An 11,227-nucleotide genomic window follows, 5' to 3' on the forward strand; every position below is an offset into this window, starting at 1 on the left:
ATTAATATAAAATTCATTTTTTTTGACTCCTATATTTTCTTTTTTCCAGTATATTTTATCATTGTGCAGAACTTTGGAATCTACCGATATTACTGGGCTTAAACTACATCTTACAAATTTGTTTTAACTGTTAAATTGTTGATTTTCAGCATATTTTTTTAATTCTTATCTTTGCACCGTAGAAATTTCAAAAAGGTGACAGCGTTTTGAAGAAAAACAATTTATGATAAAGAAATGGTACTTTTACTCGAGTTTAATCGTTATTATTACATTTTTAAGCCTGGGTTTTAAACCCTTTAATCTAAAAACCAAACCGTGGTTTTTAACAGAGAAAACTGATGGATCTGAATACTTACTTCCATCTCTTGAAAAGGATGACTATCCTAACACAAATTTAAACATCCCATACACCGGAAAACATTTGATAGGTTTTAAAGAAGCTGTAGCTTTTAAAGAATCTCAGGGAAAATACCGGTTGGTTAACACCTTAGGGTACATGGGCAAATACCAATTTGGTTCTAAAGCATTAAGAGCAATTGGTATTGATGATGACAAAGCTTTCTTAAAAGATCCTGCATTACAAGAAAAAGCATTTATTGCGTTATTATCCAAAAACAAATGGATCTTGCGTTATGAAATTGAAAAGTATGAAGGAAAAGTTATTGACGGCATTCAAATTACAGAATCCGGAATTTTAGCTGCTGCACATCTTGGAGGAGCAGGATCCGTAAAAAACTTCTTTAAGAACAAAGGAAACAGACATTTTAGAGATGCTTATGGCACTTCGTTAAAAAGTTATCTAAGAGCGTTTGGAGGTTATGATCTTTCTTATATTGAAGCAGATAGTAATGCTACAATTAATTAACAAAGTTTAAAAAATAGAAAAACCTGCTTTTAAGAAGCAGGTTTTTTTATTTTAATCAATTAGGATATCAAGAATCTTAATGGCCGCTTCACTGATTTTTGTTCCCGGACCAAAAACAGCAACAGCTCCGGCATCAAATAAGTATTGGTAGTCCTGTGCCGGAATTACACCGCCAACAATAACCATAATATCTTCACGGCCGTGTTTTTTAAGTTCTTCAATTACCTGAGGAACTAAGGTTTTATGCCCTGCAGCCAGTGATGATACTCCTAATATATGGACATCGTTTTCAACTGCTTGTTTGGCAGCTTCAGCAGGAGTCTGAAAAAGGGGACCTATATCTACATCAAAACCAACATCGGCATAGCCTGTTGCCACTACTTTAGCACCACGGTCATGTCCGTCCTGACCCATTTTGGCAATCATAATTCTCGGACGTCTTCCTTCTTGTTTTGCAAAAGCATCTGCTAATTGTTTAGCCTTTTCAAAACTCTCGTCGTTTTTTATTGCTGCACTATACACACCGCTAAAAGATTTAATTTGTGCTTTGAACCTTCCGAAAATACTTTCAAGAGCATCGCTGATTTCACCTAAAGTTGCCCGGTTTCTTGCAGCTTCAATAGCAATTTCCAGTAAGTTGCCTTGTCCGTTTTTAGCACAAAGGATTAATTTTTCTAATGATTGATTTACTTTTTCAGTATCTCTGTTTGATTTTATTTCTTCAAGTCGTTCTATTTGTTGTTTACGAACCATTTGGTTATCGACATCCAAAATATGCAACGGATCTTCTTTTTCTAATCTGAATTTATTCACACCAACAATAATATCCTGGCCACTGTCTATTCTTGCTTGTTTTCTGGCAGCAGCTTCTTCAATTCTTAATTTTGGAATCCCTGCTTCAATAGCCTTTGTCATTCCGCCTAGTTCCTCAACTTCCTGAATTAGTTTCCAGGTACTTTCTGTAATTTCATTTGTCAGGCTTTCAACATAATAACTTCCGGCCCAGGGATCAACTGTTTTGGTTATTTTAGTTTCTTCCTGCAAAAAGATTTGTGTGTTTCTCGCAATCCTTGCAGAAAAATCAGTTGGTAAAGCAATAGCTTCATCTAAAGCATTGGTGTGTAAAGACTGAGTTCCGCCAAATGCAGCAGCAGTTGCTTCAATACAAGTACGTGCAACATTATTAAAAGGATCCTGCTCAGTTAAACTCCAGCCACTTGTCTGACAATGTGTTCTTAATGCTAAAGACTTATCACTTTTAGGATTAAATTGTTGTATCAGTTTTGCCCAGATCATTCTCCCGGCTCTCATTTTTGCAATTTCCATAAAATGATTCATTCCGATTGCCCAGAAAAAAGAAAGACGCGGGGCAAATTCATCAATAGTCATTCCGGTCGAAAGTCCTGTTCGGATATATTCCAGACCATCTGCCAAAGTATAAGCCAATTCAATATCAGCTGTTGCACCGGCCTCCTGCATATGATATCCTGAAATAGAGATCGAATTGAATTTGGGCATTTTTTTGCTTGTAAATTCAAAAATATCAGCAATAATTTTCATCGATGGAGCAGGCGGGTAAATATAAGTATTACGTACCATAAACTCTTTTAGAATATCATTCTGAATAGTTCCGGAAAGTTTTTCGAGTGCAACTCCTTGCTCTTCTGCTGCAACAATATAAAAAGCCATGATAGGTAAAACAGCACCATTCATGGTCATGGAAACCGACATTTCATCAAGAGGAATCTGGTCAAATAAAACTTTCATGTCTTCGACAGAATCAATGGCAACACCGGCTTTACCAACATCGCCCACAACGCGCTCGTGATCTGAATCGTAACCGCGGTGTGTTGGCAGATCAAAAGCAATGGATAAACCTTTTTGTCCTGCAGCCAGATTTCTTCTGTAAAAAGCATTGCTTTCTTCTGCTGTAGAAAATCCTGCATACTGACGAATTGTCCAAGGGCGTCTCACATACATGGTAGCATACGGTCCGCGTAAATTTGGCGCGTATCCCGCTCCAAAATCAAGAAACTCTAAGTTCTCAAGATCTTTTTCGGAATAAGTTTGCTTTAGTTCAATTCCTTCGGCAGTTGTGAAGTTGTCCGTTACAGGTTCAGAGTTATGCGTCAGTTTGTCTGACGTTTTACTCTTTACATCTAACTTTATATGTGTAAGGTCTTTTCTCAATTTTAAAATTATTTCTTAGAATAGGTTCGATTCGTTTTCAATTTCTTTAAGCTTTTTAATTTTCTTCTCGTTTTAAATACTTAGTTAAGTAAAGAAAAATTGCAAATACTAAAGCAAATATTAATGGCAGAATTTTCATTTCTGTTTTATATTATGACTTGATCCACCTATGATCATCCACATAAAAAGAGATAATAAAATTAAAATCACCAAAATAATTCTTGTAATAATTTGAAGTGTTTTCATTATGTATTTAATTATTTCTCTTCAGATTCTAAACGTTCCTGTTCCAGTTTCTCGGCTAATCTTTTTTCTATTATTGGGGTAATTAATGTTTTTCGTGGTTTGATTTTAACAAAAGGAAACAATTCTAAATCATGTTTCATTTTGTCTTCTTTGTTTGGATACTTGTTTGTTCCCAATAAAACTTCTTTTTTGGAATCAAATAATTCCTGCTCTTTATTGGCACTTTCCTGAATTTTCTTTTTGATTGTTCCGTCATTTAAAAGCTTCAGAAAACCTCCATTTGCTTCAATATCTTTAAATAATGCCAGACTTTTTTCTGCCAATTGCACCGTCAGGCTTTCAATGTAATAACTTCCATCAGCTGGATTGTTTACTTTATCAAAATAACTTTCGTGCTTTAAAACCAATAATTGGTTTCTGGCAATTCGGTCACCAAATTCATTGTCTTTGTGATATAAAGAATCGTAAGGCAAATTGGCAACGGCATCTGCACCGCCAAGAATAGCAGACATACATTCCGTAGTAGTACGAAGCATGTTTACATTATAATCATAAATGGTTTTATTGCGTTTTGTTGGAGTAGCCAATAAATGACATTCTAAATCAGGATTATATTCGGCAGCAATTAATTTGAAAAGCATTCGTAAAGCACGAAGTTTGGCAATTTCAAAAAAATAATTAGTTCCAACCGAAACCTGAAAGACAATTTGTTTTGAAATATTTGGTAAACGGTTTAGATATTCATTTGCATGCGCTAAACTATAGGCAATCTGTTGTGTAATATTGGCACCTGCGTTTTGATATAAACCTAAATCTATACTTACTAAAGACAGGTTTTTAGTAGATTTTGAAAGTATTTCAAGAGTTTCAAAATTATTTTTATCTGAAGTCGTAAACCAGTTTCCTTCTCTGGCAAAATAACCAATCGGATCCAGATTGCAATAAAAAGTTGCGTTTTTTTGTATTGAAATGGAGTCTAATAACTTTACGAAATCGATTGAAATAAATGTCAAATAAAAGTAAACGACTCTGTTTTCTAAAGGAAGATTTTTTAATAATTTTTCAACATCTGTTTTTTCGTTTTCAATAGTAAAACGAAGACTTTCAGCACCTCTTTCAATAGTATTTAGAGCTCTTTGAACAGATTTGTCTATATCATAAACAAAAATGTTCTGACAGATTTTGAAATCAGCGGCTTTAGTTTCTACAGAAGCAGCTTTTGAGAATTCATCTCTATGGTAAAAAGGCTTCACCTGAATATCTTCAGGAGAATTCCAGATCACAGTTTCGTTATAATCAGCTCCATCCAGTTCAAACTGAATTTTTTGTTTCCATTGTTTGGACGAAACCGGGTTAAAATCGTCGAATAGGGTAGTAGACATTTGTTGCTTTTTCTGTTTATTCGTTAGTGTCCTCGATGGTATCGCCTTCAAATTTAATGATGTATATGTCTTCGCTGTCTTTTTTCATAAAATACTTCTCGCGCGCATATTTTTCAATTTGTTCAGGGTTTTTAAGTTGTTTAATCTGTTCCTGATCTTTTTTAATTTCTTCCTGGTAATATTTTTTATTATCCTGAAGTTCATTAATCTGATTATCTAAAAAGCGATGATCAAAATAAGAGTAATTGTCTAAAAATAACATCCACACTACAAAAAACAGTAAAACCCAGACATATTTATTGCCAAGGAATTTGAACCAGGATTTGTCTTTGTACGGATTTTTCATTTTAGCTTTCATTTTTTAATTCCAATACCCTTTATCAAAAGGATATTGGAGCGGGAGTTCTCTTTATTTTTATGGAATAAATTTACAATAAAAATTATGAAATTCGCTGATTAATTACAGCACGAACAACATCGATAGCTACAGTATTGTATTTGTCGTTTGGTATAATGATGTCTGCAAAAGCCTTTGAAGGTTCTATAAATTGCTCATGCATAGGTTTTAAGGTGCTTTGGTAACGGTTTAAAACCTCGTCGATATCACGACCGCGTTCTGAAATATCTCTTTTTAAACGACGGATTAATCTTTCGTCAGAATCGGCATGAACGAAAATTTTAATATCAAAAAGCTCACGTAATTCAGGATTTGTCAAAATTAAAATCCCTTCAACGATCATCACTTTTCTAGGATGTGTAGAAACCGTATCATCTGTTCTGTTGTGTTGTATAAAAGAATATACAGGCTGGTCTATTGTTTCTCCGGCTTTTAAAGCTTTTAAATGTTTTACCAGCAATTCAAAATCAATAGCACGCGGGTGATCAAAATTAATTAATGCTCTCTCGTCAAATGATAAATTATCGGTTTGCTTATAGTATGAATCCTGAGAAATTACACCAACTTCCGTATCCGGTAATTCATTCATGATTTGGTGTACTACCGTTGTTTTTCCACTTCCTGTTCCTCCTGCAATTCCAATAATGAGCATAAAATTGATGTTATGTATTTGTTCGGCAAAAATAATAATTTAAGTGGATTGCTAAACATATAATATAATTTAACCATATAAGTAATGTAAGTAAAATTAAGCAAGCAGATGTTTAAACAAAACGTTACTTAACTGAAATTATATTACTTATATGGTTAAAAGGTTGTTTATTTTATTTGTAAAAGATAAAAAAATCCCGATAGCAATGCCATCGGGATTTAGTGCAATCAGTATAGTTTATAAAAAGTATTCTGAATTTAGTAAGCACATTTTAATTATTTATTCTTTTTTGCTTTTATCATCATCTCAAGCTGATCCCAAAGTTCTTCAGGAATTGCTTCAAGTAAATTGAATTGTCCTGCGCCTTTCAGCCATTCACCTCCATCAATCGTGATAACATCACCGTTTACATAAGCAGAAAAATCAGAAACAAGATAAGCGGCCAGATTAGCCAATTCCTGGTGATCACCTACACGTTTCAACGGCACTTTTTTAGCCATATCAAACTTTTCGGCTAAATCACCCGGCAATAACCTGTCCCATGCGCCTTTAGTAGGAAATGGTCCCGGTGCAATAGCATTAGAACGAATTCCGTATTTAGCCCATTCTACAGCAAGACTTCTTGTCATAGCCAAAACTCCGGCTTTTGCCGTAGCACTTGGTACTACATAAGCAGAACCTGTCCAGGCATAAGTAGTGACAATATTTAAAATTGTTGCTGATGTTTGTTTACTGTCGATCCAGTGTTTTCCAAAAGCCAGCGTACAGTTTTTAGAACCTTTAAGTACAATATCTATAACAGTATCAAATGCATTTGCAGATAATCTTTCAGTTGGCGAAATGAAATTCCCGGCAGCATTGTTCAAAAGAACATCTACTTTGCCAAAAGCCTTCAAAACTTCCTGAAGCATATTTTCTACTTCCTCGTAATGACGAACATCGCATTGAAGCGGTAAACATTTTCCGCCAGTTTCACTTTCCAGTTCGGTTGCAGTAGTTTTAAGCTTTTCTAAATCTCTCGAAGTAATCGCTACCTGAGCTCCCAATTCTAAGAAATATTTGGTCATAGCTTTTCCTAAACCACTTCCGCCTCCTGTAACGACAATAACTTTGCCTTTTAAAGCGTCGTCACGTAACATTTTATCTGTATAGCTCATACTTTTCTTTTTTACAATATTAGTTAAATAAAATAGGATGCATGCATAATAATGTTATAAAATTTTGAAAAAAATTATATGTTACATAATTTTTTGGCAGCAGACTCTAAAGTTATATCATCTTTGGCAAAGCAAAAACGTATTAAATTCTGGTCTTTGTGATCGGAGTAAAAGGTTGAAATAGGAATTGCGGCAACACCATGTTCTGTAATTAATTTTTTGCAGAATGTCACATCATCTTCGGTTGAAATATTGGAATAGGAAGCAACCTGAAAATAAGTTCCTTCGCATGGTTTTAACTTAAACCGGCTGTTTTGTAGTAGTTTCTGGAAATAATCTCGTTTTTCCTGATAGAATTTTCCAAGTAAGTTAACATTAACAACATCTAAATATTCGCTGATCGCAAATTGTGAAATGCTATTAACACTGAAAACCAAAAACTGATGCACCTTTTTGATTTCTTTCATTAAATGTTCTGGTGCAACTGTGTACCCAATTTTCCAGCCAGTAATATGGAATGATTTCCCAAAAGAAGAAACCATAACACATCTGTCTAAAAGAAAATCTTTGGTGTGGGCCGAAATATGTTTTTCTTCAAAAGTAATGTATTCATAAACTTCATCAGATAAAACGATTAGGTCAGGATATTTTGAAAGTATTTTTTCTAATTGAATAAAATCGGCTTCATTTAATATTTTCCCTGTTGGATTATGCGGATTATTAATGATAATCATTCGGCTTTTCTCCGAACAGGCTTTTCCGATTGTTTCCCAATTTGGCGTATAATCGTCGTTTAGCGCCACACGGACAGGTTTTGCATTACATAATAAAACAGGAGATTCATAAGAATCATAACTCGGATCCAGAATGATTACTTCATCACCGGTTTTTACCAAAGCTAAAATAGTGGTAAAAATTCCCTGCGTTGCGCCAGCAGTAACCAAAAGTTCTAAATCAGGATTGATTGTTCTGTTATACGAATCCTGAATGAGCTTTGCAATTTTATTCATCAATGGCGGAAAACCTGCCATTGGTGTATATTGATGCACGTTTTCCTTTGCTAATCGGGCTATAATATCCGTTAATCTTTCATCAACAGGAAAATTTGGAAATCCCTGCGAAAGATTGATCGCATTGTATTCGGCTGCCATTTTTGACATTACCGTAAAAATGCTCGTGGTTACATTTGGGAGTTTACTCATGATAAGGTTTGATTAGCGGAAAACTTGTGAGAAAGTTTTAGGATATTAATTTATTACTATAGGAATAGCATAAAATACTCTCACTTCTTTGCCTTTTAGTTTTCCGGGATTCCATTTTGGACATAGTTTTAAAACCCTAAGAGCTTCATCGCCTGTGCCAAAACCAATGTCTTTTAGTATTTTTACATCAGCTAATGAGCCATCTTTTTCAATAGTAAAAGAAGCAAAGACTTTTCCTTTAACAAAAACAGGTTTTTCTTTTGGGATCCTGTAATTTTGAGCAATGAATTTATAAAACTCATTCATTCCTCCTGGGAATTGAGGTGTAACATCTATTCCTGCCGTATTGTAAACTTTGTTTTCTTCAGAAATTATTGCTGCTGGTGGATCTACCGTAAGAATTTCAGCCTTTTCTGTTTCAGGAGATACAGCTTGAGAAAATGTGTTTTGCACAAAGCAAATTAAAGCCGGAATTAAAAACTTTTTCATTTGGAACTTTTACATTTTATGAATAATAAAAATCGTTGGTCTGTTATGTAAATCAACTTTAAGTTTTTTCCAGTCAGAAACCCGCATTGTTTTAATAAATTCTGTTGGTAATGTAATGTCAGTTGCAATGCAAAGATGTGTTGACGGATTAAGGATCTGTAAAATATCTTCAACTAGTTTATTGTTTCTATAAGGCGTTTCTATAAAAAGCTGAGATTGATTTTTATCCTGAGATAATTTTTCAAAATATTTTAATGCCGTTTTTTTTTCGTCTTTATCAATTGGTAAATATCCATTAAAAGTAAAACTTTGCCCGTTCATACCAGAAGCCATCATAGCCAATAGGATAGAAGAAGGGCCAACCAAAGGAATAACCTGTATTCCTTTTTCGTGTGCCAGTTTTACAATCACGGCACCGGGATCAGCAACTCCGGGACAGCCGGCTTCGCTCATTAAACCCATATTTTTTCCTTCTAACAAAGGTTTTATAAACTCTAAATGTTCGCTTGGTTCAGTGCGTTTGTTAAGAGTAAAAAGAACCAGTTCTGATTGTTTTTTTTCAGGATAGACTGCCTTTATTGATTTTCTGGCCGTTTTGTCATTCTCAACAATATAATAATCTATAAGTTCGATACTTCTTTTTACAGTTTGAGGTAAAACATCCATCGGATCGCTTTCGCCCATTGTAGTTGGAATTAAATATAGTTTTCCGGGAAGTTTCATCTGTGTAATTTTTTTAAATTAAAAAATTCAATTATTTCCTATTTCTGAAACAATTGAATTTAAATTATGCGTGTTTTTTGATAAGTTTATCTGCAATCAGATCCGTTACTTCGTCGAGCATTTGATAGACATCGTCAAATCCATTTATTGTGCCGTAATAAGGATCTGGTACATCGACATTTTCGTCCGGAAATAAATCGTTTAAAATAAGGCTGACTTTTGCTTTGTGTTCAGGGGTTTTTGCCAGATGAACGACATCACGGAAATTAGAATTATCCATCACAAAAATATAATCAAATTCTTCAAAATCAGAAGTTTTGAATTGTCTCCCTTTTTGACTGCTAATATTTATACCGTTTTTTCTGGCCGTTTCTATAGAGCGTTTGTCCGGACAATGTCCAACATGCCAGGAACCAGTACCTGCCGAATCAACTAAGAATTTATCCTGAGGTAATTTTGATGCCATGATACCTTCGGCTAAAGGAGATCTGCAAATATTTCCCAGACAAACCATTAAAATTTTTACTGGCATGATTCGCGTTTATAGCGTTAGTTTTTTGTTGATGTCTTCGACAAATTTTTTGAATTGTTTGTCTGTAGAAACTAAATTGTCAACTGTTTTACAAGCGTGTAGTACAGTAGCGTGATCACGGTCTCCAATTTGTGAACCAATATTTGCTAAAGAAGCTTTTGTGAATTTTTTCGCAAAAAACATAGCTAGTTGTCTTGCCTGTACAACGTGCCTTTTTCTTGTTTTAGACTGAAGTGTTTCAATATCAAGCTGGAAATAATCTGAAACGATTTTTTGAATATAATCGATAGAGATTTCTCTCTTGACATTTTTAACAAATTTCTCTACAACACTTTTTGCCAGCTCAATAGTTACTTCTTTTTTATTGAAAGAAGACTGGGCAATTAAGGAAATAATTGCGCCTTCAAGTTCCCTTACATTTGATTTAATGTTGCGGGCAACATATTCTAAAATATCTTCCGGCATATCCACACCATCACGATATAAAATGTTTTTCAAAATTGAAATACGGGTTTCATAATCAGGCTGGTGCAATTCTGCAGATAATCCCCATTTAAAACGGGATAATAAACGCTGCTCAATATCCTGCATGTCTACAGGAGCTTTATCAGAGGTTAAAATTACCTGTTTTCCGTTTTGGTGCAAATAGTTGAAAATATGGAAAAATACGTCTTGAGTACCTGATTTTCCAGATAAGAACTGAACGTCATCAATAATCAATACGTCGATTAACTGGTAAAAATGAATGAAATCATTACGATTATTCTTTTTTACAGAATCAATATATTGTTGTGTGAAAATTTCGGCAGAAATATATAAAACCGTCTTTTCAGGGTATTTATCTTTTACTTCTACACCTATAGCGTGTGCTAAGTGTGTTTTTCCTAAACCAACTCCTCCAAAAATCAATAACGGATTAAAAGAAGTTCCTCCTGGTTTGTTGGCAACAGCCATACCGGCCGAACGAGCCAAACGGTTAGAATCTCCTTCAAGGAAATTATCAAAACTGTAATTGGCATTTAACTGCGATTCAATTTTTAAATTTCTGATTCCCGGAATTACAAACGGATTTTTAAGTTCAGGATTTAGGTTTTTAAATGGAGCATCAACCTCTTGCGGTTTCATTGGCACTCTGTTGGAACTTGGCAGCTGTTCGGTAAACGGCTGTTTATTACCATAAGTGTTTTCCATTTTAATTTTATAGAGTAACTTTGCGTTTTTTCCCAGTTCTTTGGTAAGCGCAACTTTTAATAATTTTACGTAATGCTCTTCGAGCCATTCGTAGAAAAATTTACTTGGTACTTGAATATATAACGCGTTATCGGTTAGCTCAACTGACTTGATTGGTTCAAACCAAGTTTTGTATGCTTGATCTTGAATATTGTCTTTTAT

Annotated in this window: 11 protein-coding genes; 1 reads left to right on the top strand and 10 read right to left on the bottom strand. The window is 34.3% G+C overall.

What is annotated here, in order from left to right; all coding sequences use genetic code 11:
- Positions 1–223: 223 nt before the first annotated feature.
- Positions 224–865 (top strand): peptidoglycan-binding protein LysM, encoded by a 642-nt coding sequence (locus DCO46_RS20870; protein ID WP_116754413.1) that lies wholly within the window; start codon positions 224–226, stop codon positions 863–865.
- 51 nt (positions 866–916) lie between these two features.
- Here the strand turns inward: DCO46_RS20870 and scpA are convergent, their stop codons facing one another.
- From scpA to dnaA, 10 genes are all read right to left on the bottom strand, one after another.
- Complete coding sequence (scpA, locus tag DCO46_RS20875) at positions 917–3,055, bottom strand: methylmalonyl-CoA mutase (protein WP_116754414.1); 2,139 nt, start codon at positions 3,053–3,055, stop codon at positions 917–919.
- Between the two features lie 257 nt (positions 3,056–3,312).
- Positions 3,313–4,683 (bottom strand): methylmalonyl-CoA mutase subunit beta, encoded by a 1,371-nt coding sequence (locus DCO46_RS20880; protein ID WP_116754415.1) that lies wholly within the window; start codon positions 4,681–4,683, stop codon positions 3,313–3,315.
- 16 nt (positions 4,684–4,699) lie between these two features.
- Positions 4,700–5,029: an FtsB family cell division protein gene (locus tag DCO46_RS20885; protein ID WP_116754422.1), complete on the bottom strand. Its 330-nt coding sequence runs from the start codon at positions 5,027–5,029 to the stop codon at positions 4,700–4,702.
- A gap of 94 nt (positions 5,030–5,123) precedes the next feature.
- Positions 5,124–5,732, bottom strand: coding sequence for a uridine kinase (udk, locus tag DCO46_RS20890; protein ID WP_116754416.1), 609 nt, complete (start codon positions 5,730–5,732; stop codon positions 5,124–5,126).
- A 275-nt stretch (positions 5,733–6,007) separates the two neighbouring features.
- Positions 6,008–6,889 (bottom strand): SDR family oxidoreductase, encoded by an 882-nt coding sequence (locus DCO46_RS20895; RefSeq protein ID WP_165829041.1) that lies wholly within the window; start codon positions 6,887–6,889, stop codon positions 6,008–6,010.
- A 74-nt stretch (positions 6,890–6,963) separates the two neighbouring features.
- On the bottom strand, positions 6,964–8,091 hold the full coding sequence (locus DCO46_RS20900) for a methionine aminotransferase (RefSeq protein ID WP_116754417.1): 1,128 nt from the start codon (positions 8,089–8,091) through the stop codon (positions 6,964–6,966).
- Between the two features lie 45 nt (positions 8,092–8,136).
- Positions 8,137–8,580 carry an energy transducer TonB gene (locus DCO46_RS20905; protein ID WP_116754418.1) on the bottom strand — a complete coding sequence of 148 codons (444 nt, stop codon included), beginning with the start codon at positions 8,578–8,580 and terminating at the stop codon, positions 8,137–8,139.
- 9 nt (positions 8,581–8,589) lie between these two features.
- A complete protein-coding gene (locus tag DCO46_RS20910; RefSeq protein ID WP_116754419.1) occupies positions 8,590–9,303 on the bottom strand; it encodes an SAM-dependent methyltransferase in 714 nt (237 codons plus the stop codon).
- Positions 9,304–9,367: 64 nt separating this feature from the next.
- The gene (locus DCO46_RS20915) at positions 9,368–9,835 is read right to left on the bottom strand and encodes a low molecular weight protein-tyrosine-phosphatase (protein WP_116754420.1); all 468 of its coding nucleotides are present in this window, start codon (positions 9,833–9,835) and stop codon (positions 9,368–9,370) included.
- 9 nt (positions 9,836–9,844) lie between these two features.
- Positions 9,845–11,227, bottom strand: a 1,383-nt coding sequence (gene dnaA, locus DCO46_RS20920) for a chromosomal replication initiator protein DnaA (RefSeq protein WP_116754421.1), incomplete at its 5' end; no start/stop codon positions are given.

It is taken from the genome of Flavobacterium sp. HTF, assembly GCF_003105115.1.
Lineage (GTDB): Bacteria > Bacteroidota > Bacteroidia > Flavobacteriales > Flavobacteriaceae > Flavobacterium.

Bases quoted from the DNA above. Each gene is read 5' to 3' on its own strand.
- DCO46_RS20870 (WP_116754413.1), top strand. From the start codon at position 224: ATGATAAAGAAATGGTACTTTTACTCGAGTTTAATCGTTATTATTACA.
- DCO46_RS20880 (WP_116754415.1), bottom strand. From the start codon at position 4,683: ATGTCTACTACCCTATTCGACGATTTTAACCCGGTTTCGTCCAAACAA.
- DCO46_RS20885 (WP_116754422.1), bottom strand. From the start codon at position 5,029: ATGAAAAATCCGTACAAAGACAAATCCTGGTTCAAATTCCTTGGCAAT.
- udk (WP_116754416.1), bottom strand. From the start codon at position 5,732: ATGCTCATTATTGGAATTGCAGGAGGAACAGGAAGTGGAAAAACAACG.
- DCO46_RS20895 (WP_165829041.1), bottom strand. From the start codon at position 6,889: ATGAGCTATACAGATAAAATGTTACGTGACGACGCTTTAAAAGGCAAA.
- DCO46_RS20900 (WP_116754417.1), bottom strand. From the start codon at position 8,091: ATGAGTAAACTCCCAAATGTAACCACGAGCATTTTTACGGTAATGTCA.
- DCO46_RS20905 (WP_116754418.1), bottom strand. From the start codon at position 8,580: ATGAAAAAGTTTTTAATTCCGGCTTTAATTTGCTTTGTGCAAAACACA.
- DCO46_RS20910 (WP_116754419.1), bottom strand. From the start codon at position 9,303: ATGAAACTTCCCGGAAAACTATATTTAATTCCAACTACAATGGGCGAA.
- DCO46_RS20915 (WP_116754420.1), bottom strand. From the start codon at position 9,835: ATGCCAGTAAAAATTTTAATGGTTTGTCTGGGAAATATTTGCAGATCT.